Here is a 26,587-nt window from a genome sequence, read left to right on the forward strand (position 1 = left end):
AAACTGTCATTTCTTGGTGACAAATGCGTGATAAATTGAAATAAAACGTTTTCAATTTGATGCTTTTTTGTTATTATATCTTTATGAAAGAAAACGGTTGAGGTGAGGATATGGAGAATATTACGATCGGTGAAAAATATGTCTGCCGACCTGTCGGGGCGAGCAAGCCTGTGATTGGTGTGGTGGAAAAACTATACGTACATAAGGCGTTGATCGTCGCTTCAAGTTATGAAGAAGAAGATCAAGCACAAGTAGAAGCTTGTAATCGTCGGATGATCGTCAGTTTCAATAAAATTTGTACGCAAACGAACGTTGCCTAACCAACTAGCAAAAAATGCTGCTCAACGGATCACCGTGAGCAGTATTTTTCTTTGTGTGAGATCAGCCAACGCCAATCACGAAATTCAATAGTTTGTCTGAATAAGTCATGTCTTCTTCCGACAAACTCAACTCTTCATTTAAAATCCCCATTTGGTCAGTAATGATCCCGTCTACACCGTAAAAACGCATTCGGCTGATAGTATCCGCATCATTGGGGGTCCAAACGAACACTTCCTTGCCATCGGTCCGGGCAGAAGCGATGAAATTGCGGTTGATCGTACTGTATTCCATTGTCAGAAAGTCGGCACTGGTCAGTGGCGGCCCTACGACATTGAAAGGCATGATGTATCCCGACGTCAATTCAGGCGCCTTCTCTTTTAATTCTTCAACTACTGTATAGGAGAGGCTTTGCATGATATGCCCATTTGCAACTAAATCCTCTTGGTATCGGTCTAAGAAGGCATCTACGAGTGCCGCAGTATCTTTTTGTTGGGTTTTGATCTCCACCAGTAATTTTTGGTCCAACTGATTGGCAAGCGCCAAGTACTCGTCAAAAGTTGGAATACGGGCTGTCTGGTTGTTTTCTGAAACCGTCAGTGATTCGGCGTAACTCAAGGGCAATTGCTCGGGTTTTCCTTTGCTGCCTGTCAAAGGCCGGTAAGAAAAATCATGGTAGACAATAAAATGACCATCACTTGTTTGCTGGACGTCCATTTCCACGTAGTCCGGCTGATATTTCTCACTAGTAAAACGTAACGCTTCAAGGGAATTTTGGACCCCTTGTCCGTCGCTTACCCCTCGATGGGAGATCGTTACCGGATGGATCGAAGCAGCTGAGGTCAGATAGTTCATATTATACAGACTAACCCCAACACCAAAAAGTACCGTGACCAAGGTAAACAAGGAACTTTTCAGTCCTAGAAAATGTCGCTGGTTCAATGGTTCTTGGTGGAACCACGAAGGGATCTCTGGTAAAAAGCCTTCATCATCCATGAAATCAACGATGATGTAAAAAATAGCCACGGTCGATAAAATGACATTCAGTAACAAAATAAACTGCAAGAAAGTCATAATAAAAACAGCACTATACAACGCATAGTCCGGTGTAACAACTTCAATCACCGCTTGAAGGGTAATCAGCAGCGTGAAGCCCAGAGTCGTGATCAATAAGATACTACCACCGATAAAGACAAATTGACCAACGATGGCAAAAAAACGGCGTTTTGTTACTTGGAGGCTTTCTTTGATCGCTTTTCGAAAGGGCAGATCACGTAAAATCATTTCCGGTAAGGCAAAGATCACGCGAATCCCCAAGTAAATCAACAAAACATAAACCAAAAGCACTGCCCCAATGATCAAGACACGATTGGCAAAAATAAAGTCCATGATAAAAGCAGGGATTTTGATTTTTGCGAGTAAATCCGAATTAAAACTCAATCCACCGATGGGTAAAATCAGTAAGAAGTAAAAAAGGAAAAATAAAAAGGTCATCGGCCGTAATTTGCGCAATTGCAAAATAGTCATTCGTAACAATTGCCGCAAGCTGATGGGCTGCTTCTTTTTGATAAAATAGACACTCAGCAGCAAGAAAGTAAATTCAAAAAAGACGGCTAATAAGATCAAAAGCAAAATCAGGGTTAATGAGAGCAACACAACAGGGTGATCTGTAAAGATACTACCGATATTATCGAAAGAAAGGTAAGGCAAGCCGCCGCGCTTTAAGACGAACTTGGTGGAAGCCGATAATATCGGGATCACTAAGAACAACAAGGCACCGTGCATCAATAAAACATCACGGAAGTAGGCATTGCTGTCTTTCAAAAAATCCCACGTGTTGACTAAGCTGTTTTTTAAATAATTCATGGTCGTCATCCTAACAAAGTAAGTATTGTGGTTCAATTTATTCTAGAAAGGCGGTAAAAAAGAGCCGAACAGTTTTAGAAGCACATTTGCCACAGGCATAGTTCCCTGTTTGAAAAGCAGCTTCTTTACGTTCGGCTCGCTGAATTGATCGTTGTTTTTCTTACATATGATTCTTATCCGCCTAACAAACCAGTTAAGAATGTTCCACCGTAAATCAATGCCATACTGTACAAGAAAATTGAAGCAGGTTTTGCCAACAAAATAATCAACGTAAATTTCTTCACTGTCATGTTGGTCAAGCCAGCCATTAGACAAAGGGCATCATCTGGGGCAACCGGTAGAAAGATTGCAAGGGCGAACAGTTTTTCAAATCGGCTTTGGTTGTCTAACCAGCCGATATATTTATCGTAAGTTTTGTCACTGATCATACTTAAAATGAATGGTTTACCGTATCGTCGGCCAAGCAGGAAAATAATGACAGAACCAATACTGATTCCTACATAGTTATAAACGAATCCTAGATAAGGACCGAAAATCAAGACACCTGCAGCGCTGGAGACACCACCGGGAATAATCGGGATTACTACTTGCAAGATCTGCAATAGGATAAAGACGATTGGTCCTAAGATAACGGAATTTCCAACTAGACCTCGCAGTGCATTAATGTCTTTGAAAACACCTAGATTGATAAAATAGATGGTTAACGCGATCGATAAACCTAAGCCAATAATAGAAATCGTATTAATGATACGACGAGAAGTTGCTATGCTCACAGGACTTCATCTCCTTTATGTTTCATAATCTCACTATACGGGGTGAGACCAGAAAAATCCAGTAAAACAAATGACAAACGTCAAACAGTTTTGTAAGGTATGCCCTTATTATAAAAGAAGTCCGAAAAGAAAACATTGTACTAAAGTCTGAAATAAGAAAAATTTATAGTTTCTGCGCGCCAATAGTTTCAGGAGATTTTTTTATCTGGATGACGTTTTTTTGTGCGTTTCACTTGCCAGCGATTGACGATCTTTTCAACCACACTCGTCATCATGAATCCGCCGGCAATCGCCCCAGCGGTGATGACAACGATCATCAGATTTTCAAAACCGACAAAGTTGTCGCCCAAAGCGAATTCTCGAACGGCTTTGTAGGCAGGGCCACCCGGTACGAGGGGAACGAGGCTGGGAATGTTAAAAATGATCATGGGCATTTTTTTTCTGCGGGAAAAAAAGATGCTGACGCAACCGACGGCAAATGCGGCTAAGAAGTTGGCACTGCCTAGACCGTAGCCAATCGTTTGCAATGACCAATAGATCATCCAGCCAACCGTTCCAGCAATGCCTGTGGCAACTAAGGCTCTTTTAGGAATATTGGTCAAGATGCCGAAGGTTACAGTGCTTAAGAAGCTGAAGGAAAGGTGAATAAAAATCGTCATGAGATCCCTCCAAATAAGGTGAAGACCGTGGCAATGCCGACACCGATCGCGGCAGCAGTAAAGATGGCCTCTGTTCCCCGAGCTGTGCCACTAATGAGATGGCCTGCCAAGATATCTCGAAAGGAATTGGTGATTGCTACACCAGGAACTAAGGGCATGACGGCACCGATAATCAAATTATCGACGTTTTCTGCGATATGAAGAGAGACCGCTAAGACAGACAAAGTACCGATCAGTAAGGAGGCACAAAACATATCCAAAAAGCGAATGTCGATCAGTTTCTTGACCCAATACGCACACAAAAAGCCAAGGCAGCCAATGACGAAGGTCGCTAGAAAGTCAAACCAAGCACCGCCAAAAATAATCATTAAGGTACTGCTGACCACGCCAGCACTAAGAACCTGTAGCCAGTAAGGAAAACTTGGTGTTGTCTGATTGACCTTTTTTAATGCCTCATGCAGTTCCGCTAAGGAAAGTTTATTTTCCGCATAGGCGCGAGAGAGCCCATTGACGGCAACGATTTTTTCGAGATTGATGACTCGATCATGAACATTTTCTACTTGTGCATAGTGGCTACTGCGTAAGCCCATAAAAAGTCCAGTTGCTGTTACATAACTAATACTACCTTGCTCTCCAGCGTTTGCCGCAATTCGATTCATCGTATCTTCCACGCGATACACTTCCGAGCCGTTTTCCATCATGATTTTCCCTGCTAATAAGCAGGTCTCCAATAATAGCTCTTTTGATTCAGCCATTTCCAAACCCCTTTTTCAATCGAATTTGCGTGCTACACTCTTAGTGTACAATTTCAGCGAGTTTTCAACAAGAAAGAAAAGTAGATTTGAAAAATAACTAGAACGCCATCCGTTGGATTTTTTGTGATAAATGAAAAAAGCAGAACATTTCCTATTACTAAACATTCGTTTTTAGTGAACAAAGTGAATAGAAATAAGATAACGGAAGGAGTGTTTTATTTTTAAAAAATGAATATCTCGGTTACAATTAAATAAATATAAAAAGGGGGATTTATTGATGCGAAGGAAGGTCTATACAAGAGAACACATTTTGAAGGCCGCTTATGAACTGATCAATAGAGAAGGTTTTGGCAACTTTACGGCCCGGAATATCGCTAAGCACATGGGAATTTCTACTCAACCAATTTATCTTGAGTTCGAAAATATGCAGGACTTAAAAAATACCTTGGTGGAGGCTGTTTTCAAAGATTTATCGGAAAATGTTTTTCCAGTCGTTCGAACAGGAGACAAACTTGTTGATTTAGGCCTGAATTATATACGCTTCGCGCAAGAGCAGCACAATCTCTACATCGCCCTTTTTATCGACGACTACGGCGGTGGGAAATTGATGCATGATTTTTCATCCACCTATTTCAAATCCTTGATCAAATCAGAAGAAAAATATGCAGATCTATCCGAAGATGCGATAAATGCACTACATAATGGCGCATGGATCGTTGTGACTGGTTTGGCTTCCTTAATGTCGGCGGGTATCATCACACCCACCGATGATCAGATCATCAAAATCATCAACGAGACGATCGCAGGCGTAATCGAAAAGAAAGAAAACTATATTTTCGATTAAAGAACAAAAAATCTGTATCCATTTCCATTTTGGATGCAGATTTTTCTTGACATTTTTTGTAAAACTAGCGAAAATAACTGTTATGGAGAGTTGGCAGAGTGGTAATGCAGCGGACTCGAAATCCGCCGACCCGGTTCATCCCGGCGCGCAGGTTCAAATCCTGTACTCTCCTTATACCAACGCTTTGGAGCGTTTAGCCTATCTTTCGAGATAGGCTTTTTTGTTTGTTGTGGGCAGAAGAATATAAATGACTGCCGAGGTTGATCGATAACCATCTGAAAAGCGATTAACCTACACTCGGTCTAGAAAACAGCATAATTGTTCCGTCAACTTGCCGATATCTTTTTTGCTTGTGGTCCTGCAACAAACGAAAAGAATCAATCGGGCAAACGTGCTAAGGCGTATTCAATTTGTTCAGAAGTAAAGCCTTCAAAGGAAAGTTGGCTCGCCACACGCTCATCCGATAAGGATAAATTTTGCGAGTAGCGAATCGCTTTTTTCAATGCTTGCTCGTTCCAATCGGCATCCACGGTGGCTACGGCAAAGTCTGCTGCGCTCTCAGAAAAATCTTCATAGAGTAGTTGGCGTTTTAAGCTCGACTGAGAAAACGCATTGCTGGATAAGTATCTTTCTGCACGATTCAGTGCATTTCTTTCTTCACGAGAAAGTTCAGGTGTATGTTGCTCGTTGTTCGCGGGTTCTTCTTGTTGTGCGCTACTTGCTTCGTTGTTGCCAGCTTTTTGTTCTCCTTGTGGTTGTTCCATGGAAGCAGCGGCATCGCCAAAGGATTCGCTTTGCCTTGATTCGTTACGTAAAGAAAGGCTTAATTGCGCAGTGATGCTATCGAAAGATGTCACATCTTGGTAGAAGGACAAGCCACCATAAGAAAACAAGGCAATAAAAGCGGAAGCGACAATGATCAAAACGTTTCGATCTCGTTTTGCATTTTGTTTTACTAGCCCAATATAAAATAAGACAATGCCAAAAACGAAACAGAACAATCCAATGAAAAACAAAATGGCGAAAAACGTAGCCATAAAAATTCCTCCTAAATAAAAGTCTCCTGAAAAGACAATAGTACTATGTTCTGTACCAGAAAACAGATTTGTCTTTTCATGAATAGAGGAAAAGGATGATTTGACAAATGTAACGTGTATGCTATTAATGGATCATTCATAAGTATTAAAGGAATGACGCTCAAGAATGACTAGTGAAATAGATGGTAAACTTAATAAAAGCACAGTTGTATCAGCAGGAGGCAAGAAGATGGATTTTGAAGAAAAAGATTATTTTATGCGTTATACAAAAGTTGCGGCACAGGGATTGAGTAAGTTTATTACGCAAGGATCTGTTGATGAAATCTTACAGCTAGATGAACAGCAAAGTGGACAGAAGCAAGAAGTGGATGCTGCAAAAGACAAAAGCGAGCCAAAAAACAAGAAAGCACCTAGCTAATTATTTCCTTAGCGAGGTGCTTTCAGTACGAATCGGTATCCTTCATTTGGATAAACTCCTTATGCAGTTTTTTTCAATTCTTGTACAGCTTGCTCGATCGTAATTCCAGTCGCAAAATGATTCGCATCTTTTTTATCGAAAACGATAAATAAATTCAATTTGGTATCCAGAGTTACACGATATTGTAGATCTGTGTTATAGAATGTCATAGTCATTCTCCTTTCTTAAAACTTGTCATTGAAAGGCAACGGTTAGTTGATAACGAAATTCCATAGTTAGAATAACACTTTTTTTCACAATAGTCCAATAAAACTATCAAACGAACAAATCTGACTGATTATTTTCAGGAAATCAATGCTGAAAATGGAAGCAAAAGAAGTTTGCTGGAGTCAGTAAATTCGGGAAAAGTATCTTTGTATATTTTCAGAAAAATAGAATTCATAAAAAATTTCTTAAGAATTTTGAGGATAGCTATTTTCTTAGATAACAAATTTGTAAGATTGAGAGTATGAGATGATTGGAAACCTTGATATCATAAGGTTTATCTTCAAATTATGTTTTGTGCAAAAATATATTGATTGTATTTTTTTGAAAAAGAGATCGTATCTCTTGAATTCTATGGTATGATTTACTTTAGAAAATGAAAATGGATTATGAAAACGGATGTGAAAATATGTGCGGAATTGTCGGCTTTGTCAATTCAAAAGACCAAAAAGAAATCATTATTGAACGCATGATGGACCGGATCGTTCATCGCGGACCAAACAGTTCAGGGAAATTTACCGACGACCGAGTGGCATTAGGGTTTCGTCGTTTATCGATCATCGACTTAGAAGGTGGCTCACAACCAATTTTTAATGAGGATCGAACAAAAGTAATCATTTTTAATGGTGAAATTTACAACTTTCAAGTATTGCGTGAGGAATTGATCCAAGCAGGTCATGTCTTTTCTACCCATGCGGATACCGAAGTAGTCTTACATGGCTATGAAGAGTGGGGGATTGATGTTTTGCAACGCCTGCGGGGAATGTTTGCTTTTGCCATCTGGGATACTCAAAAACAAGAGCTTTTCGGCGCGCGGGATCACTTTGGCATCAAACCGTATTACTATGCACAAATGAACGGCAGTTTCATGTTTGGCTCTGAAATCAAAAGCTTTTTGCCTCATCCAGATTTCAAGAAAGAATTAAACCAGGAGGCGTTGAAACCTTATTTGACGTTCCAATACTCGCCTTTGAACGGAGAAACCTTCTTTAAAGGCGTTCATCGTTTGCAAGAAGGGCATTATTATCTGTTTAATGAACAGGGATTGACGATCAAGCAGTACTGGGATGCAGATTTTTCAGTGAAAGAAAATCATTCAAGAGAAGAATGGGTCGATAAAATCGATCAAGCAGTCCAAGAATCAATTGCCGCTCATCAAATCAGTGATGTTGAAGTCGGCTCATTTTTATCCAGTGGTGTCGATTCAAGTTACGTGGCCTCGGTCTTGCGCCCAGATCACTCATTTTCAATTGGGTTTGATGACAAAACCTACAACGAAGCGATCGAAGCCCGCAAATTGACGGAAAAGCTCGGCTTGAACAACACAGCAGCGGTCATCGATGGTGAAATGTCCTTTGAGGCATTTCCGCTGATTCAGTATCACTTGGACGAACCGGATTCTAACCCAAGCTGTGTCCCTTTGTACTTTTTAGCCAACCTAGCAGCACAGCAAGTGCGGGTCGTTCAATCTGGGGAAGGGGCAGATGAATTATTTGCCGGTTATGCTGCCTATGGCTTCCACACAAACTCTAAAGCGGTTCGCGTTTTTGCCCAAGGCTTGAAAAAACTGCCGCAAAACATCCGCTTTCGTTTAGGGCGTCAAATCGGCAAAATGAAAAACTTCCATGGTCGAATTCATCTTTATGAAGCAACGGCACCTGCCCAAGACTTCTTTATCGGGCAAGCCCTGGTCTTTGAAGAAGAGGAAGCACTACAGCTTTTAAAACCAACGTATCAAAAAGGACCATCTGTTGCTGAAATCGTTGCGCCTCATTATGAGAAAGTCAATGGTCTCAAAGACGAGGTCAACAAGATGCAATATTTGGATCTTCATCAATGGATGCCGAAGGATATTTTGTTAAAAGCAGACAAAATGTCCATGGCGAGTTCTTTAGAATTACGGGTTCCGTTACTGGATATCGAGATGCAAAAATTGGCGCAAACGATCCCGACGAAATATTTGATCAATCAAAACAATACGAAAGATGTGTTTCGACAAGCGTCAAACCGTCATTTGCCAAAAGAATGGGCAAACCGTGAAAAGCTAGGCTTTCCTGTACCAATCAAGGCATGGCTGAAAGAAGGAACAGGGTATGAAGCAGTTAAAGCCCTTTTTGAGTCAGACTTTGCAGCAACCTTCTTTGATCAAACAGCGATTTTGCAAATGCTAGAAGACCATCGCCAAGGAAAACCGAATCTTCAGCGAAAAATCTGGACGATCTTTACGTTCTTGACCTGGTACAAAGTATTCTTTATTGATGAATCGATTCCCGAAGCCAAAGAAATCGTTTATGAAACACTTTGATTTGAATATGGAAGCAAAAAAAAGCTGATGCGGACAATCCCGCATCGGCTTTTTTTATAGACCTAAATATTTTTCCAAGTAATCGACCATGCCATCTTCCGCATTGGTTTTGTCAGTAACATCATTGGCGATCGATTTTAATTGTTGCGTGCCATTTGCCATAGCAACGCCCCACCCCGCATAATCCAGCATCTCCAAATCATTGTGTTCATCACCAAAAGCGATGATATCTTGCCGATCCAAAGACAAAGAATCCGCGATCACCGAAAGACCAAGTGCTTTATGGACCCCTTTTGGTACGATCTCTAAGATGGCTTGAGGCCCGCCCCACGTGCGAACATCGACTGCATCGTCAAATTGATCCTTGATACGTAAAGAAACAGATTCTGCTAATTCATTTTCGGTTTTCACCAGTAATGAAGTGGGATCCGTTTTTAAATTTGCTAATAGATTTTTTTCGGAAGCATTACCCGAAAAGAAAAAGTGTTGATCAAATCCGCTTAGGTCATCGATGAAAAAGGTTTCACGATTTTCTGCTGCCACAAACGTCAGGCCCAGCTGCTCTTTTTGTGCCATGAGCTCAAACGCAATTTCTCGAGAGATCGAGTGCTCCATTTCGTTTGCCCAGACTTGTCGAGGTTTATGGACCAACCCACCGTTAAAATTGACCATTGGTGTTGTGAGCGCCAATTCTTTATAGAATTGATCACTCATACGAAAAGGTCTTCCTGTAGCGATGGTAACAAAGTGTCCCGCTTTGGTGGCGCGAACCAGTACCTCACGTGTGCGAGGGGAAAGTTGGGATTCAGTATTTAAGGTTGTGCCATCTAAATCAATGGCGATGATTTTTGGTTTCAAAAGACTCGCTCCATTCTCTTATGGTAGTGGCTTAAGTGTAACATATTTCTGTCATTTCACAATACAAGTAAGTTTTCATAATAGTTACAAAGTAAAACACGAACATTAAACGTTTTTGGTTCGTTTTATTCGGAAAAAGGTTTGAAAAGCGAAAATTATTCCCTTATAATTTGTAATTGTTCGATGAAAAGCGCAATTATTCATTTTTTCTTTTCATAGAAACGATTAAAGTTCAGGAGTGAAACATAACATGGAAAAGTTTTTCAAATTAAAGGAGAATAAAACGACGGTTTCCACAGAAGTGATGGCTGGGGTCACCACCTTCTTCGCGATGAGTTATATTTTGTTTGTGAATCCGACGATTTTATCTGCTGCAGGCATGCCGTTTCAAGCTGTTTTCTTAGCAACAATCATCGCTTCAGTGATTGGTACCCTGATCATGGGCTTATTTGCAAATGTGCCTTACGCGCAAGCGCCTGGAATGGGACTTAATGCATTCTTCACCTTTACCGTTGTTTTTGGTTTGGGGTATACGTGGCAGCAAGCATTAGCGATGGTTTTCATCTGCGGCCTGATCAACATTTTTATCACGGTGACTCGAATCAGAAAAATGATCATTCATGCGATTCCAGAAAGCATGCAGCATGCAATCGGCGGCGGGATCGGGATCTTTGTGGCTTATGTAGGGATCAAAAATGCCAACTTGCTAAACTTCAGTGCAGACACTGCCGCAGTGACGGGTTCAGTTGTCGACGGTGAGACGATCGTGAGTGCTAATTTTAATGGGGGGATCGTCCCAGCTTTGGCGAATTTCAATAATGCACCTGTTTTGTTAGCAGTGATTGGTTTAGTAGTGACTACTTTATTAGTGGTGAAAAATGTTCGTGGGGCAATTATTTTTGGTATTTTAGGAACGACGATCATTGGTATTTTGATGGGTGTGGTGGATTTAAGTGCCATTGATTGGCACGGGAATTCATTAGGAAGTTCCATCAGCGAACTAGGCATCACCTTTGGGGCTGCGTTTGGCTCTGAAGGAATGGGCTCATTATTCAGTGATTCTGCCAAAATCCCTCAAGTAATCATGACGATTTTAGCGTTTAGTTTATCAGATGTCTTTGATACGATCGGTACCTTTATTGGGACCGGACGTCGTACTGGGATCTTTTCGAAAAAAGATGAAGAAGCGGTTGAAAACAGTAATGGGTTGAATACGAAGATGGATAAGGCTCTTTTTGCAGATGCCGTAGCCACTTCTGTAGGGGCCATCGTAGGGACCTCAAATACAACGACTTATGTGGAATCAGCAGCTGGCATCGGTGCTGGTGGACGCACGGGCTTGACTTCCGTTGTGGTGGCAGCACTCTTTGCGATCAGCAGTATCTTTTCTCCACTGATCTCAATCGTTCCCGCACAAGCGACAGCACCGGCGTTGATCTTGGTTGGGGTAATGATGATGGCTTCTTTTGCGGACATCAAGTGGACTGATCTAGAAGAAGCAGTTCCAGCCTTCTTCGCGTCCATTTTTATGGGCTTGTCTTACAGTATTTCAAATGGGATCGCTGTTGGTTTCATTTTCTATGCATTAGTGAAAGTAGTGAAAGGAAAAGCCAACGAAGTGTCTCCGATCATCTGGGTCGTCAATGCGTTGTTTATCCTGAACTTTGTCATTTTGGCTTTGATCAGTTAAGTTTAATGATGAAAATCTTTCTGTATTTTAAATGCAGAAAGATTTTTTATTTGATTATTACTCACGATACGGTATAGTATTTGTGAAAGAAGGTTTGTAAATGAAGATTGATTGGAAACGAAATCTACTGATTTCATGGGTAGGTTGTTTTTTTACGGGTGCCAGTTTTAGTCTTGTCATGCCATTCATTCCCTTATATATAGAAGAGTTAGGCGCTCCAGAGAGTCAAATTGAGTTGTTTTCTGGATTAGCAATCTCAGTAACGGCGTTTGCGGCGGCTATCATTGCTCCAGTTTGGGGAAATCTAGCAGACCAAAAAGGTCGTCGTTTAATGATGATTCGCGCGGCTGCGGGGATGACAGTGACGATGGGTTCTTTGGCTTTTGTACCGAATGTCTATTGGTTATTGATCATGCGTTTCTTTACCGGAATTTTATCGGGGTATATTCCAAATGCGACTGCGTTGATCGCTTCGCAGGCGCCTCGAGAAAAAAGCGGTTGGGCGCTTGGGACATTGGCTACAGGAGCCATCGCAGGGAATTTGATTGGTCCTTCCATGGGTGGGGCGTTGGCGCAATGGTTCGGCATGAAAAATGTTTTTATCATTACCGGTGTCGTGCTGCTAATTACGCTCTTGCTCACGATTTTTCTCGTTCAAGAAGATTTTGAGCCGGTTGAAAAGGGCGATCTGCTGTCCATCAAAGAAATTTTTGGTCAAATCAAAAATATGCAGTTGCTTGTTGGCTTGTTTATTACGTCACTGATTTTACAGCTAGGTGTAACCAGCATCAGCCCAATCCTCACATTGTATATTCGTGATTTAAGCGGGGATACGGGCAATATTTTGTTCGTCAGCGGATTGATCGTCTCTGTTGCCGGTGTTTCAGCGATTATCTCCTCGCCGTTTTTAGGCAAAATCGGTGATCGTTATGGCAATCACAAAGTACTATTGGGGGGCTTAGTGCTATCATTTTTCTGTTTCATTCCGATGGGCTTTGTTTCTACTCCGTTTCAATTAGGCGTGTTACGCTTCTTGCTTGGTTTTTCTACCGGTGCCTTGATGCCGTCCATCAATACACTGATCAGCAAGATCACCCCGATGGAAGGGGTCAGCCGCATCTACAGCTACAACCAAATGTTTTCTAACTTTGGGCAAGTGTTAGGTCCGATGGTCGGTTCAACGGTGGCAGCTGGTTTTGGTTATCCCGCTGTCTTTTGGGTAACTAGTGGGTTTGTACTGATCAATATTTTTATCTCAGGATTTAATTTCCGTAAAAGCTTACGTAAAACGGACATCAGTGAATAGTTGAAAAGAAAAAAAAACCAGTTACAATAAAGGTAACTGGTTTTTTTTTAATGGCTTGTCTTTTCAGGCGCTGGTGCGATAATACCAACAAGAATGATCACCACACCTGTGACCAAAGAGATGATTGAAGTTAATTGAAAATCATAAGTTGCTCCAGCAAGTGAGCTGCCTAGATAGCCAACGACTTGACCTAATACAAAAGTCCAAAATAAAGTGACTAGGTAACGCATGACGACACCTCTTTTCTGCGTATCTTCCATTTCGACTTTAGTTTATCACAAAAATATTTATTGTAAAGATTTTCACTTTTTCATTTTGTTTTTCAAATCTATTTACTAGCAGAAAGAAAGAGAATTTTCATTTTTGGAGGGATTTCAATGTATTCACAGCTCACCACCTTAAGCGCCTATTCGTTGCTGCAAAGTACGATCAAAATTCCTCACTATATAGAGCAAGCCAAAAAGATGGGCTATCAGACATTGGGGCTGACCGATCATAATGTTCTCTATGGCGCGGTCGAGTTTTATCAACAATGCCTAGCACAGGGCATCAAGCCGATTTTTGGCGCTTTGTTCGACTGTACCTTCGGAGAGGGATCAATGTCCTTTCCATTGTACGTATTTGCCAAAAACCTCAAGGGCTATCAAACCTTGATGCGTTTATCAAGTGAAAAAATGATCACCGAGCAGTTGAATTTAGCTGCTTGTGATTCTTTGCAGGATCTCTTTGGTTTGCTGCCTGAAGGCGAGGGGTTTCTGCCTTCTCAGCACGATGATCTAGAAGCCAATCAAGAAGCACTGCGAGCAATCAGCCATAAATTTGATTCTGAGAGCTTGTTTTTAGGGATTACTAGCAAAGGGCTAGATCCAGAAACGATCGCTTGGTTTAACGAGCAAAACATTGCACCATGTGCGTATCAACCCATCGCGGCTTTAGCACAAGAAGAAGCCTTTGCAGTCAAAGTGATGACCCATATCAAAGATGGTTCGCAAATTGAAGACTTTCGTCAGGCAAAAGAGCAAGCGACTACGCAGCTTTTTTTACAACCGGCAGACCAATTGACTGCGTCATTTGGCGAAGCGTCGCAGGCATTGATGAATAATCAGCGGATTGCAGCTGAATGCGCCGTCGAGCTGCCGCTGCATCAGCGGCTGTTGCCTCATTACCCGCTACCAGCCGAAGAAAGTGCTGCGGACTATTTGCGGAAAATTTGTTTTGAGCGTCTGCCTCAGCGTGTTGCCCACGTTACATCGGCGTACGAACAGCGTTTGGATTATGAGTTGTCCGTTATCCATAAGATGGGCTTTGATGACTATTTCTTGATTATTTGGGACGTCATGGACTTTGCCCACCAACAAGAGATCGTTACCGGCGCTGGACGGGGATCGGCTGCTGGAGCACTGGTGGCATATATTTTATCGATCACCGACGTAGATCCAATCAAATACGATCTTTTGTTTGAACGATTCTTGAATCCAGAACGTTACACGATGCCTGATATTGATTTAGATATTCCTGACAATCGCAGAGACGAGATTTTACAGTATGTGCGCCAAAAATATGGGCAAGAATATATGGCACAGATTGCCACGTTTGGTACCATGGCGGCCAAAATGGTTTTGCGAGATGTTTCTCGGGTCTTTGGTCTCTCGCAAAGTGAAGCTAATCGCTGGTCAAAAGCCATCCCCAATGCCTTGAAAATGACCTTAGATCTTGCTTATGAACAATCCAATCAGCTGCGAGAGCTGGTTTCGTTCAATGAGCGGAATCAAGTAATGTTTCAAGTCGCCAAAATCTTAGAAGGACTGCCCCGTCACGTATCGACCCATGCCGCCGGTGTGGTGATCAGTGACAAGAATCTGCTTGATTTGGTGCCTTTGCAAGAAGGCAGCGATGGGATTTGGCTGACCCAGTTTACCATGAATGACGTGGAAGCCATTGGCCTATTGAAGATGGATTTTTTAGGTTTGAGAAACTTGTCGATCATTGATAATACCTTGAAAGGTATCAAACGAATCAGCCAACAAATCGTAACCCAAAAAGAGATTCCTCTTGATGATCCAGCAACATTGCGTTTGTTTCAAAAAGGGGAGACGGCAGGGATCTTCCAATTTGAATCAGCGGGAATACGCAATGTCTTGCGCAAGCTAGGGCCAGAAAGTATCGAAGACATTGCTGCAGTCAATGCCTTGTATCGCCCGGGACCGATGCAAAATATTGATACTTTTATCAAGCGGAAAAAAGGACAAGAGCGGGTCTCTTATCCGGATGACAGCTTGATTCCAATCTTGCAAAACACTTACGGAATCATTGTTTATCAAGAACAGATCATGCAAGTAGCTTCCAAAATGGCTGGTTTTAGCCTAGGACAGGCAGATATTTTGCGGCGAGCAATCAGTAAAAAGAAAAAAGACGTGTTGGATGAAGAACGTCGCCATTTTGTGCAAGGTGCGTTGGCCAATCATTATGACGAGAAGACCGCCAATTTGGTCTATGACTATATTGAGCGCTTCGCCAACTATGGGTTTAACCGTTCCCATGCGTTTGCCTATTCCTTTATCGGCTTTCAAATGGCGTACTTGAAAGTGCACTATCCGGCACCTTTTTTTGCTTCGATCTTGCACTCGGTACGCAATACTGCAAGCAAAATGAAAGAATACTTAAATGAAGCCGCACGTTATGGCGTAGAAGTATTGCCACCATCGATCAATACCAGTGGGTTTAGTTTTCAACTGCAAAATGAGAAACAAATCCGCTTTGGGTTCAGCAGTATCAAAGGGATTCGGCGCGACATGATCCAAGACATTTTGACAGAACGAAAAGAGCATGGCAATTTCACGTCCATGGATCAATTTTTACTTCGCTTGAATCAGCGGAACAGCAAGTGGTTAAAGTTGGACTATTTATTGCCGCTTTTGAGCATCGGTGTATTCGATGTGATTGCGCCTAATCGAAAACAAGCATTGATCCAACTAGAAGGGAAAATCCAAAATATTACTTATAGTGGCGGCAGTTTGGATCTCTTAGAAACCATGGCTTTAAAAGAAGAAGCCGTTGCCGATTACAAACTGGAAGAGAAACTGGCTTTGGAAGAAGAATACTTAGGTGTTTATTTGTCTGGCCATCCCGTAGAACAGTTTCAAAAATTGCATCAATTAAAACAAATCACCGATATTGCCGATCTGGTTCCGAATGAACGGGTCCGCATCCTTTTGTATGTCCGCAAGATTCGGGAGATACGTACAAAAAAAGGCGAACAGATGGCATTTGTTGAAGGAACGGATGCTAGCAAAGAAGTTTCAGTAACGATTTTTCCCATCGTTTATCGACAAGTGCGTTCCTTGATCGAAGAAAATGCTGTTCTCTATATTGAAGGAAAGGTCGAGGTAAGTCGTTACAATGGTGAAATCCAACTCATTGCTGATAAAATAGACTTAGCAGAAAACGTTCAAAATAAAATTGCGCCACAAACTTGCTACTTAAAGATTTCTGCTGAAGCCGAAACGTCGCACCTGCAAGCATTGTCGAAGGAAATGAAGCAGCATCAAGGAAATATTCCAGTGGTGATGTTTTATGAAAGTAGTGGCAAAAAAGTGTTATTAGCAGAAGAAAACTGGGTAACGGATGAGCCGAACTTTGTCACACAACTGAAGGCATTATTAGGAAATGGAAATGTAATTTTCAAGTAATTTTCCGAAAACGATAATTCAACTTACACTTTTTTCAACTTTTTCCCACTATTTCAAGACATTTTCATGGAATAATGGTAGAATATGTCTCGTGGTTATTACTTGAAAACTAGCAAACAGGGGCTTCCCTAAACAAAATCTTTTGATGAGGTGAAAGAATAATGAAACGCATTGGAATTCTAACCAGTGGCGGCGATGCACCAGGAATGAACGCAGCGATTCGCGCAGTTGTCAGAAAGGGTATTTTTGACGGACTTGAAGTATACGGAATCAACTATGGCTATGCCGGACTAGTCGCAGGCGACATTCGTCGCTTAGATGTTGCTGATGTTGGTGACAAAATTCAACGTGGTGGAACATTCTTATATTCAGCACGTTATCCAGAATTTGCGACACAAGAAGGGCAATTAAAAGGAATCGAGCAATTAAAGAAATTTGGCATCGAAGGGCTAGTCGTGATTGGTGGAGATGGATCTTATCATGGTGCGATGGCACTTACTCGCCACGGTTTCCCAGCAATCGGGATTCCAGGAACGATCGATAACGACATTCCAGGAACAGATTTCACGATTGGTTTTGATACAGCAATCAATACTGTCTTAGAATCGATTGACCGTATCCGTGATACAGCGACATCACATGTCCGCACATTTGTGATCGAAGTAATGGGACGTGGTGCTGGCGATATCGCTTTATGGTCAGGTGTGGCCGGTGGTGCAGATGAAATCATCATCCCAGAACATGATTTTGACATGCAAGTTGTTGCTGATCGTATCCGTGAAGGACGCGACCGCGGGAAAAAACATTGCTTGATCGTTTTAGCCGAAGGCGTGATGGGCGGAAATGATTTTGCTGACAAACTTTCTGAATACGGCGATTTCCATACACGTGTATCAATTCTAGGACACGTTGTCCGTGGTGGTTCACCAAGCGCTCGTGACCGTGTGTTAGCAAGTAAATTTGGTTCATATGCCGTTGAATTATTGCAACAAGGCAAAGGCGGTCTATGTATCGGTATCGAAAACAATGAAATGATTGCTTCTGATATTATCGAAACCCTTGAAAACAATCGTCACAAGCCAGATCTTAGCTTGTATAACTTGAACAAAGAAATCTCATTCTAAAGAGATTTTTTAGAGCAACGCAACAGTAATTTTGTAAAAAAAGCTTATTAGCTATTTTAAATAAATGAATAGGAGCGTTTAGTAATGAAAAAAACAAAGATCGTAAGTACATTAGGACCAGCAAGTAACAGTGTGGAAATTATTTCTCAACTGATTGAAGCCGGTGCGAATGTCTTCCGCTTTAACTTCTCTCATGGAGATCATGAAGAACAATTAGCGCGTATGACAATGGTTCGTGAAGCCGTGAAGAAAACTGGTAAAGATGTCGGTATCCTTTTAGATACAAAAGGTGCTGAAATCCGTACAACTGTACAAAATACGACAGAAGCTGACTTTGGTCGTGCTGGATACATCCAATTTAACGTTGGCGATGAAACACGCATTTCAATGGATCCAGAACACAAAGGAACAAAAGAAAAAATTGCTGTAACTTATCCTGGTTTATTTGAAGATGTTCATGTGGGCGGACACATCTTGTTTGATGATGGTTTGATCGACATGGAAATCAAAGAAAAAGACGAAGCAACCCGCGAATTAGTGGTTGTTGTTAAAAATGCTGGAATGTTAGGATCACGTAAAGGGGTCAACGCTCCTGGCGTATCAATCAGCTTACCTGGTATTACTGAAAAAGATGCAGAAGATATCCGTTTTGGTCTTGATAACGATATCGACTTCATTGCCGCTTCATTTGTACGTAAAGCGCAAGACGTTTTAGAAATTCGTGAAATTTTAGAAGAAAAAGACATGACTCATGTGCAAATCTTCTCTAAAATCGAATCACAAGAGGGTATCGATAATATCGATGAAATCATCAAAGTTTCTGATGGTATCATGGTTGCCCGTGGGGACATGGGTGTTGAGATCCCTGCTGAAGAAGTACCAATGGTTCAAAAGAGCATCATTAAAAAATGTAACGCTGCTGGTAAATCAGTTATCACAGCAACACAAATGTTAGAGTCAATGCAACAAAACCCACGTCCAACCCGTGCAGAAGCTTCTGACGTTGCCAATGCTGTCTTTGATGGTACCGATGCAACAATGCTTTCTGGTGAATCAGCAAACGGTGACTACCCTGTTGAGGCAGTAGCAACAATGGCACGGATCGACGTTGAAGCTGAAAAAGCTTTATCAGAAAACAGCACATTCCAAATCAACCAATTCGATAAAACAGATGTAACAGAAACAATCGGTTTATCTGTTGCTCGTGCGGCGAAAAACCTAGGGGTTAAAACAATCGTTGCAGCGACTGAATCTGGCTACACTGCAAAAATGATCTCTAAATATCGTCCAGATGCTGACATTTTAGCTGTTACATTTGATGAACGTACAAAACGTGGCTTGATGCTTAACTGGGGTGTCTACCCAACCGTTGCTGAAAAACCATCAACAACTGATGAAATGTTTGAATTAGCAGCAAAACAAGCAGTTGATTTAGGTTTTGCTAAAGAAGGCGATCTAATCTTGATCACAGCCGGTGTTCCTGTTGGTGAACGCGGAACAACCAACGTCATGAAGATCCAATTGATCGGTTCAAAATTGCTTGAAGCGCAAGGGATTGGTGAAAAATCAGTTGTTGCCAATGCCGTGATCGCTCACAGTGCCGAAGAAGCAATTGCGAAAGCAAAAGATGGCATGATTTTAGTTGTACCAACAACAGATAAAGAATATATGCCAGCAATCGAAAAAGCAGCAGCTTTAGTTGTTGAAGATGGCGGCTTGACTTCTCATGCAGCAGTTGTCGGAATCGCGAAAGATCTACCAGTCATCGTTGGTGCCAAAGACGCAACAACAACCATCAAAGATGGCGAATTGGTTACTCTTGATTCTCGTCGCGGTATCGTTTATCGTGGAGAAACAACAGCGATCTAATGATTTTTAACGATTGATCAAGCAACAGGCAAGTGCACGTTGTGCGCTTCCTGTTGTTTTTTTGAGAGGGTCGAAATCCCTTGAGAAAGGGCATTAAAATGACACGATCAAAAATGAAAAAGGTGTCAAGAAAATTTCATTGACAAAGCCTCAGAAGCCCTGTATAATTGCTTTTGTTGCTTAGGGGTGATAAAAATGAAATGGTCTTTATTGGAATTAAAAAAATACCAAGAGACACCGCTGATGTTTGAAGAAACACTTGACTTAAAGAGTCAACTGATAAAACGCGATGGACAGATCATTGATTTGTCTCCTGTAAAAGTAAAAGGGCTGATGAGTGTTGATAAGCAAGGATACTTGCTGCACTATCAAGTAGAAACGACGATGACATTGCCATCTACTCGTTCTTTGACACCTGTAGCGATTCCTTTTGATTTTTCAGTGGATGAACACTTCATGACACCAGAGCAATTTCAGCGTCGCGATGAAACGATCGTCGAAGAAGAAGTTTTGATCGTTGAAGGTCAAACCATCAGCTTAGATGAATCAGTCGCTGATAACCTATTACTTGCGATTCCTTTGCAAGTCCTGACAGAAGAAGAAAAGCAAGGTTCAGCAATGCCATCTGGCAACGATTGGGCTGTTTTGTCAGAAGAAGACTTTGCAAATCAAAAAGAAGCGCAAGCTCAACAAGTTGATCCTCGTCTTGCAAAATTATCCGAATTATTCACTGAATCAGATGACGATAACGCGTAGGATTGGAATAAATTGCAGCCTCAAGGTTGCGTTCATTAACAAGGAGGTGTAGCAAAATGGCAGTACCAGCTAGAAAAACTTCGAAAGCGAAGAAAGCAAAACGTCGTACACATTACAAATTGACAATCAACGGTTTGAACGAATGTGCAAACTGTGGTGAAATGAAAAAAAGCCACCATGTCTGCTCAAACTGTGGTCATTACGATGGCAAAGACGTAGCAACAAAAGAAGCATAATTCCTTTTTTTCAGAAAGAGGATTCTAAAACCTTAGGCTAACCATGGAGCCTGAGGTTTTTTTGTTTTTTTGACTAATATGGAACTTTTCAGAAATATTTTTGTCCAGCGAAAGAGAATAGTTCAAAAGCAGGTACATTTGCGCTATAATGAAAAAGATAATTGAATCTTAGGAGGATGAAAGATGACAAAACAACAAATCGGCGTTGTCGGTATGGCTGTTATGGGCAAAAACTTAGCGTTGAACATCGAAAGCCGCGGTTATTCAGTTGCCTTATTTAACCGTACTGGTTCAAAGACAGAAGAAGTAGTAAAAGAACATCCAGATAAAAATTTTAAAGCAACCTATACGATAGAAGAATTTGTTCAATCTATTGAAAAACCACGTCGTATTTTATTAATGGTAAAAGCAGGATTTGCGACAGATGCAACGATCCAAGAATTATTGCCTCATCTAGACAAAGGCGATATTTTGATCGATGGCGGAAATACCTTCTTTAAAGATACGGTTCGTCGTAACGAAGAGTTGGCAAACTCAGGAATCAACTTTATCGGTACAGGTGTATCTGGTGGGGAAGAGGGCGCCTTGAAAGGTCCTTCGATCATGCCAGGAGGACAAAAAGAAGCGTATGAATTGGTTGCGCCAATCTTGGAACAAATTTCTGCAAAAGCCGAAGATGGAACACCTTGTGTGACTTATATTGGACCAAACGGTGCAGGCCATTACGTAAAAATGGTTCATAACGGGATCGAATATGGGGACATGCAGCTGATTGCTGAGTCTTATGACTTGATGCAAAACATATTAGGTCTATCTGTTGATGAAATGGCTGATATTTTTGCTGAATGGAACAAAGGCGAATTGGATAGCTACTTAATTGAGATCACAGCGGATATTTTGACTCGCAAAGACGATCAAGGTACAGGCAAACCAATCGTTGATGTGATTTTAGATGCTGCTGGTAATAAAGGAACTGGGAAATGGACAAGCCAAAGTGCCTTAGACCTAGGCGTACCACTACCATTGATCACTGAATCTGTTTTTGCCCGTTATATCTCGGCTTACAAAGAAGAACGGGTCAATGCCAGCAAAGTCTTACCAAAACCAGAAGCAGTTGCTTTTGAAGGAAACAAAGAAGAGTTTATCAATAAGATCCGCGAAGCATTATACTTCAGTAAGATCATGAGCTATGCACAAGGATTCGCGCAATTACGTACAGCATCAAAAGAGTATGATTGGGATCTTCCTTTTGGTGAAATTGCCAAAATTTGGCGTGCAGGCTGTATCATCCGGGCTCAATTTTTACAAAAAATCACGGATGCTTATGACAAGAATGCCGACATTGAAAACTTACTATTAGATGACTACTTCAAAGATATTACGAAACGTTATCAATCTTCTGTACGTGAAGTAGTTGCACTAGCTGTCCAAGCCGGTGTACCTGTGCCGACGTTCTCATCTGCGATCGCGTACTTCGATTCTTATCGTTCTGATCGTTTGCCAGCGAACTTGATCCAAGCACAACGGGATTACTTCGGAGCGCATACGTATGAACGGACAGATAAAGAGGGAATTTTCCATTATTCATGGTATGACGAAGCGTAAGCTTTAAGAGAATCCAAAAGAGAAAGGCCGAAAGTGAGAACTTTCGGTCAATCTCTTTTTTATTTTTTAGATACATGATAAAATAAGACAGATAATGTCTAATTTAAAGGCAGAATAATCAATAAAGGGGCTATCAATAATGAGTAATATTCTAATCATTGAAGATGAAAAGAACTTAGCTCGATTTGTGGAATTAGAATTGAAGCATGAAGGGTATAATACTGAAGTTCATTACAACGGACGGACGGGACTGGATGCGGCGCTGAATAATGAATGGGATGCGATCTTATTGGATCTGATGCTTCCTGAGTTAAATGGGTTAGAAGTTTGCCGCCGCGTGCGTCAATCGAAGAACACCCCGATCATCATGATGACCGCACGAGATTCCGTGATTGATCGAGTATCAGGTTTAGATCATGGTGCCGATGATTATATTGTGAAGCCTTTTGCAATTGAAGAATTGCTGGCACGCTTACGTGCGTTGCTTCGCCGTATCGATATCGAAGGGGACAAAAACGTTGCAAAACAAACCACGATCACATACCGAGACCTAACGATTGAAAAAGAAAATCGTGTCGTTCGTCGCGGAACAGATGTCATTGAACTAACGAAACGCGAATATGAGCTATTGTTGACTTTAATGGAAAACGTTAATGTCGTTTTGGCCAGAGATGTTTTATTAAACAAAGTCTGGGGCTATGAGACAGAAGTTGAAACCAACGTTGTCGATGTTTACATCCGCTACTTACGGAATAAAATTGATGTACCAGGGGAGGAAAGCTATATCCAAACCGTTCGTGGTACAGGTTATGTGATGCGGTCGTGAACCTTAAAAAAAGAATGAAAAAATTAAAAGAACTGAAGGGGCCTTCTTTAACTGTAAAGTGGGCCTTCGCAAGTTCTTTCTTTATATTCGTCGTATTTACGATCTTTGCCGTGATCACCTATAAAACATCGGTGAATTTGATCGTCGCTAAAGAAGAAAACAATGTGGAGCGGACGATGTCAGAGGTTGCTTCTCGTTTAGCCAATTCGGATCAAGAACTAACATTGGTCCGAACGTATCGTAATTTAACCAAAAATGATGCGGGAACGACGAGCATTTATGATCGCACTTCAACAATCGATGGCAACTTAATGAAAATCGACTCCTTTATTTCGGAATTAGGCCAAGCACCATTGAGCCTGTTTGTTTATAATTTGAATGAGGACCTTGTGTTTAAAACCCATGAAAATGATTTAGCACTGATCGACACGCAGCGCAAAGCGCCAACTATCGTAACGCTGGATGGTATCACAGGCTTTCTCTCGATCCAACCCATTTATTCAAAAGGCACCAGAGAGCGGATTGGCTATGCACAAACCTTTTATGAGTTGACTTCTTTTTATGAAATACGCAGCAAACTGCTGCTGACTTTGATTATCTTAGAAGTCGTCTCTCTGATTCTCAGCAGTGTACTCGGGTTCTTTTTATCAGCATATTTCCTTCAGCCGTTAAAGGTACTACGGGATACGATGGAAACTGTTCGGAAAAACCCGCAGTCAACCGTGCATATGCCAGAATTAAATACGAATGATGAACTGTCTGATTTAGCAGATATATTTAATGAGATGTTGGATCGCATGCGCCTGTACATTGAGCAGCAAGAGCGATTCGTTGAAGATGTTTCTCATGAGTTACGGACACCCGTAGCAATCATTGAAGGACACATGAATTTGTTGCAACGTTGGGGGAAAGATGATCCAGAGATCTTGGATGAGTCCCTCGCAGCCAGTATGCAAGAGATCAGTCGAATGAAGACGCTAGTACAGGAAATGTTGGATCTCTCAAGAGCGGAACAAGTGGATGTTCATTATGCAAATGAAACAACTAATGCAAAAGAAGTTGTCTATCAAGTGTTCAATAACTTTAAAATACTGTATCCGGATTTTGTCTTTACATTGGATGATGATTTGTATCATGAGTTGAAGCTGAAAATCTATCGCAATCATTTTGAACAGATCATTATTATTGTCTTGGATAACGCAGTAAAGTATTCCACTGATCGAAAAGAAGTTCATCTATCCATTTCATTGGATCGTCAATCTTTTGAAATTGCCATCCAAGATTTCGGGGAAGGCATCTCCAAAGAAGACCTCGATAAGATCTTCAATCGTTTCTATCGGGTAGATAAAGCTCGTGCTAGAACCAAAGGTGGCAATGGTTTGGGGTTATCTATAGCAAAACAACTATTGGAAAGCTATAAAGGAAAAATCACGGCGGAGAGTGTCATTGGCCAAGGAACAATCTTTCGAATTTATATACCGATTCTTCAAACGGAAGATCGGACGAAAAGAGAACGTTAGGCGAAAAGCTTAAGTTCTCTTTTTTTATCCATTATTGATAGATTTAGCCGTGAAATACTTCTTATAAGCGAACGTTCGAATCGTTTGACAATGAATAATTCGCTTATAAAAATAGTTGCCCAAAAGCCTATTTTTTTAGTTGATTTTTCCTTTAAGAATTGCTATATTATTACTTGTCCTTGTTAAGACATTTGTAACAAACACTGATTGAACTTTTTTGAAATTAGTTGTTGACGAAACATTTTACAAGTGTTATTATAACAAAGTCGAAAAAATATCATCTCTGAAAAACCTAATAAATCAAAAAAAATTTTCAAAAAAGTGTTTGACATATAACGGTTGAGATGGTAAGATGAAAAAGTCGCTGAGGTTAAGAAAGAAGTTAAATAACAACTTCTTGAAAAAAACTTTTAAAAAAGAGTTGACAATCAACTGTCGCTCTGATATGATATAAAAGTTGCTAACACAGCACGGTAGACCTTTGAAAACTGAACAAAGCAAGCAAACGAACCAATGTGTAGGACGTTTCAATTTATTGAAACAAATACATGCAAGCAATAGCTAGCAAAGTTAATTTTTATGAGCTTAATGACCGTATGGTCATTCAAACAAATCATTATGAGAGTTTGATCCTGGCTCAGGACGAACGCTGGCGGCGTGCCTAATACATGCAAGTCGAACGCTTTTTCTTTCACCGGAGCTTGCTCCACCGAAAGAAAAAGAGTGGCGAACGGGTGAGTAACACGTGGGTAACCTGCCCATCAGAAGGGGATAACACTTGGAAACAGGTGCTAATACCGTATAACACTATTTTCCGCATGGAAGAAAGTTGAAAGGCGCTTTTGCGTCACTGATGGATGGACCCGCGGTGCATTAGCTAGTTGGTGAGGTAACGGCTCACCAAGGCAACGATGCATAGCCGACCTGAGAGGGTGATCGGCCACACTGGGACTGAGACACGGCCCAGACTCCTACGGGAGGCAGCAGTAGGGAATCTTCGGCAATGGACGAAAGTCTGACCGAGCAACGCCGCGTGAGTGAAGAAGGTTTTCGGATCGTAAAACTCTGTTGTTAGAGAAGAACAAGGATGAGAGTAAAACGTTCATCCCTTGACGGTATCTAACCAGAAAGCCACGGCTAACTACGTGCCAGCAGCCGCGGTAATACGTAGGTGGCAAGCGTTGTCCGGATTTATTGGGCGTAAAGCGAGCGCAGGCGGTTTCTTAAGTCTGATGTGAAAGCCCCCGGCTCAACCGGGGAGGGTCATTGGAAACTGGGAGACTTGAGTGCAGAAGAGGAGAGTGGAATTCCATGTGTAGCGGTGAAATGCGTAGATATATGGAGGAACACCAGTGGCGAAGGCGGCTCTCTGGTCTGTAACTGACGCTGAGGCTCGAAAGCGTGGGGAGCGAACAGGATTAGATACCCTGGTAGTCCACGCCGTAAACGATGAGTGCTAAGTGTTGGAGGGTTTCCGCCCTTCAGTGCTGCAGCAAACGCATTAAGCACTCCGCCTGGGGAGTACGACCGCAAGGTTGAAACTCAAAGGAATTGACGGGGGCCCGCACAAGCGGTGGAGCATGTGGTTTAATTCGAAGCAACGCGAAGAACCTTACCAGGTCTTGACATCCTTTGACCACTCTAGAGATATAGCTTCCCCTTCGGGGGCAAAGTGACAGGTGGTGCATGGTTGTCGTCAGCTCGTGTCGTGAGATGTTGGGTTAAGTCCCGCAACGAGCGCAACCCTTATTGTTAGTTGCCATCATTTAGTTGGGCACTCTAGCGAGACTGCCGGTGACAAACCGGAGGAAGGTGGGGATGACGTCAAATCATCATGCCCCTTATGACCTGGGCTACACACGTGCTACA

At 41.6% G+C, this 26,587-nt stretch carries 22 protein-coding genes, 1 tRNA gene and 1 rRNA gene (1 of these 24 only partly in view); 16 read left to right on the top strand and 8 right to left on the bottom strand.

Annotation, left to right across the window (positions count from 1 at the left end; all coding sequences use genetic code 11):
- The first annotated feature begins 110 nt into the window (after positions 1–110).
- On the top strand, positions 111–320 hold the full coding sequence (locus IGJ17_RS05160) for a hypothetical protein (protein ID WP_429961154.1): 210 nt from the start codon (positions 111–113) through the stop codon (positions 318–320).
- 61 nt (positions 321–381) lie between these two features.
- Here IGJ17_RS05160 and IGJ17_RS05165 read toward each other — a convergent pair whose 3' ends face one another.
- The 4 genes from IGJ17_RS05165 to IGJ17_RS05180 form a co-directional block, all read right to left on the bottom strand.
- Positions 382–2,184, bottom strand: a complete 1,803-nt coding sequence (locus tag IGJ17_RS05165) for a glycerophosphoryl diester phosphodiesterase membrane domain-containing protein (protein WP_086332183.1) — start codon at positions 2,182–2,184, stop codon at positions 382–384.
- A gap of 173 nt (positions 2,185–2,357) precedes the next feature.
- Entirely contained in the window at positions 2,358–2,957 is a 600-nt protein-coding gene (locus tag IGJ17_RS05170) for a TVP38/TMEM64 family protein (RefSeq protein WP_005229140.1), read from the bottom strand.
- A gap of 188 nt (positions 2,958–3,145) precedes the next feature.
- Complete coding sequence (locus tag IGJ17_RS05175) at positions 3,146–3,616, bottom strand: threonine/serine exporter family protein (RefSeq protein ID WP_005237187.1); 471 nt, start codon at positions 3,614–3,616, stop codon at positions 3,146–3,148.
- Entirely contained in the window at positions 3,613–4,371 is a 759-nt protein-coding gene (locus IGJ17_RS05180) for a threonine/serine exporter family protein (RefSeq protein ID WP_086332184.1), read from the bottom strand. The genes IGJ17_RS05175 and IGJ17_RS05180 overlap by 4 nt, the downstream gene beginning before the upstream one ends.
- A gap of 277 nt (positions 4,372–4,648) precedes the next feature.
- On the opposite strand from IGJ17_RS05180, the gene IGJ17_RS05185 reads away from it, so the two are divergent.
- The gene (locus IGJ17_RS05185) at positions 4,649–5,215 is read left to right on the top strand and encodes a TetR/AcrR family transcriptional regulator (protein WP_086299272.1); all 567 of its coding nucleotides are present in this window, start codon (positions 4,649–4,651) and stop codon (positions 5,213–5,215) included.
- 84 nt (positions 5,216–5,299) lie between these two features.
- Positions 5,300–5,387, top strand: a tRNA-Ser gene (locus IGJ17_RS05190).
- A gap of 205 nt (positions 5,388–5,592) precedes the next feature.
- Here the strand turns inward: IGJ17_RS05190 and IGJ17_RS05195 are convergent.
- The gene (locus IGJ17_RS05195; protein ID WP_008377802.1) at positions 5,593–6,252 is read right to left on the bottom strand and encodes an Ltp family lipoprotein; all 660 of its coding nucleotides are present in this window, start codon (positions 6,250–6,252) and stop codon (positions 5,593–5,595) included.
- 229 nt (positions 6,253–6,481) lie between these two features.
- On the opposite strand from IGJ17_RS05195, the gene IGJ17_RS05200 reads away from it, so the two are divergent.
- Complete coding sequence (locus tag IGJ17_RS05200; protein WP_008377804.1) at positions 6,482–6,670, top strand: hypothetical protein; 189 nt, start codon at positions 6,482–6,484, stop codon at positions 6,668–6,670.
- Positions 6,671–6,729: 59 nt separating this feature from the next.
- Here the strand turns inward: IGJ17_RS05200 and IGJ17_RS05205 are convergent, their stop codons facing one another.
- On the bottom strand, positions 6,730–6,879 hold the full coding sequence (locus IGJ17_RS05205) for a hypothetical protein (protein ID WP_005229155.1): 150 nt from the start codon (positions 6,877–6,879) through the stop codon (positions 6,730–6,732).
- Between the two features lie 464 nt (positions 6,880–7,343).
- Here IGJ17_RS05205 and asnB point away from each other — a divergent pair, with 464 nt between their 5' ends.
- The gene (asnB, locus tag IGJ17_RS05210) at positions 7,344–9,239 is read left to right on the top strand and encodes an asparagine synthase (glutamine-hydrolyzing) (protein ID WP_061054487.1); all 1,896 of its coding nucleotides are present in this window, start codon (positions 7,344–7,346) and stop codon (positions 9,237–9,239) included.
- 54 nt (positions 9,240–9,293) lie between these two features.
- Here the strand turns inward: asnB and IGJ17_RS05215 are convergent, their stop codons facing one another.
- Entirely contained in the window at positions 9,294–10,097 is an 804-nt protein-coding gene (locus tag IGJ17_RS05215) for a Cof-type HAD-IIB family hydrolase (protein WP_005229159.1), read from the bottom strand.
- Positions 10,098–10,347: 250 nt separating this feature from the next.
- Here IGJ17_RS05215 and IGJ17_RS05220 point away from each other — a divergent pair, with 250 nt between their 5' ends.
- Positions 10,348–11,787 (top strand): NCS2 family permease, encoded by a 1,440-nt coding sequence (locus IGJ17_RS05220; protein ID WP_005237180.1) that lies wholly within the window; start codon positions 10,348–10,350, stop codon positions 11,785–11,787.
- 100 nt (positions 11,788–11,887) lie between these two features.
- Positions 11,888–13,093, top strand: a complete 1,206-nt coding sequence (locus IGJ17_RS05225; RefSeq protein WP_016619879.1) for a multidrug efflux MFS transporter — start codon at positions 11,888–11,890, stop codon at positions 13,091–13,093.
- A gap of 47 nt (positions 13,094–13,140) precedes the next feature.
- Here IGJ17_RS05225 and IGJ17_RS05230 read toward each other — a convergent pair whose 3' ends face one another.
- On the bottom strand, positions 13,141–13,323 hold the full coding sequence (locus IGJ17_RS05230; RefSeq protein WP_008377814.1) for a YjzD family protein: 183 nt from the start codon (positions 13,321–13,323) through the stop codon (positions 13,141–13,143).
- A gap of 147 nt (positions 13,324–13,470) precedes the next feature.
- On the opposite strand from IGJ17_RS05230, the gene dnaE reads away from it, so the two are divergent.
- From dnaE to IGJ17_RS05275, 9 genes are all read left to right on the top strand, one after another.
- Complete coding sequence (gene dnaE / locus IGJ17_RS05235) at positions 13,471–16,782, top strand: DNA polymerase III subunit alpha (RefSeq protein WP_429961155.1); 3,312 nt, start codon at positions 13,471–13,473, stop codon at positions 16,780–16,782.
- A 161-nt stretch (positions 16,783–16,943) separates the two neighbouring features.
- Positions 16,944–17,906: a 6-phosphofructokinase gene (gene pfkA, locus IGJ17_RS05240; RefSeq protein WP_005237177.1), complete on the top strand. Its 963-nt coding sequence runs from the start codon at positions 16,944–16,946 to the stop codon at positions 17,904–17,906.
- An 84-nt stretch (positions 17,907–17,990) separates the two neighbouring features.
- Complete coding sequence (gene pyk / locus IGJ17_RS05245) at positions 17,991–19,775, top strand: pyruvate kinase (RefSeq protein ID WP_005229179.1); 1,785 nt, start codon at positions 17,991–17,993, stop codon at positions 19,773–19,775.
- A 195-nt stretch (positions 19,776–19,970) separates the two neighbouring features.
- Positions 19,971–20,531: a YceD family protein gene (locus IGJ17_RS05250; RefSeq protein ID WP_005237175.1), complete on the top strand. Its 561-nt coding sequence runs from the start codon at positions 19,971–19,973 to the stop codon at positions 20,529–20,531.
- Positions 20,532–20,587: 56 nt separating this feature from the next.
- The gene (gene rpmF / locus IGJ17_RS05255) at positions 20,588–20,767 is read left to right on the top strand and encodes a 50S ribosomal protein L32 (RefSeq protein ID WP_005229191.1); all 180 of its coding nucleotides are present in this window, start codon (positions 20,588–20,590) and stop codon (positions 20,765–20,767) included.
- 183 nt (positions 20,768–20,950) lie between these two features.
- Positions 20,951–22,372, top strand: coding sequence for an NADP-dependent phosphogluconate dehydrogenase (gndA, locus tag IGJ17_RS05260; RefSeq protein ID WP_005229192.1), 1,422 nt, complete (start codon positions 20,951–20,953; stop codon positions 22,370–22,372).
- Positions 22,373–22,511: 139 nt separating this feature from the next.
- Positions 22,512–23,198 carry a response regulator transcription factor gene (locus IGJ17_RS05265; protein ID WP_005229193.1) on the top strand — a complete coding sequence of 229 codons (687 nt, stop codon included), beginning with the start codon at positions 22,512–22,514 and terminating at the stop codon, positions 23,196–23,198.
- A gap of 14 nt (positions 23,199–23,212) precedes the next feature.
- The gene (locus IGJ17_RS05270; RefSeq protein WP_034872519.1) at positions 23,213–24,718 is read left to right on the top strand and encodes a HAMP domain-containing sensor histidine kinase; all 1,506 of its coding nucleotides are present in this window, start codon (positions 23,213–23,215) and stop codon (positions 24,716–24,718) included.
- A 614-nt stretch (positions 24,719–25,332) separates the two neighbouring features.
- Positions 25,333–26,587, top strand: a 16S ribosomal RNA gene (locus IGJ17_RS05275); it runs 305 nt beyond the window's last position.

This window comes from Enterococcus sp. DIV1096b, from assembly GCF_050498765.1.
Classification (GTDB): Bacteria; Bacillota; Bacilli; order Lactobacillales; family Enterococcaceae; genus Enterococcus_D; species Enterococcus_D entomosocium.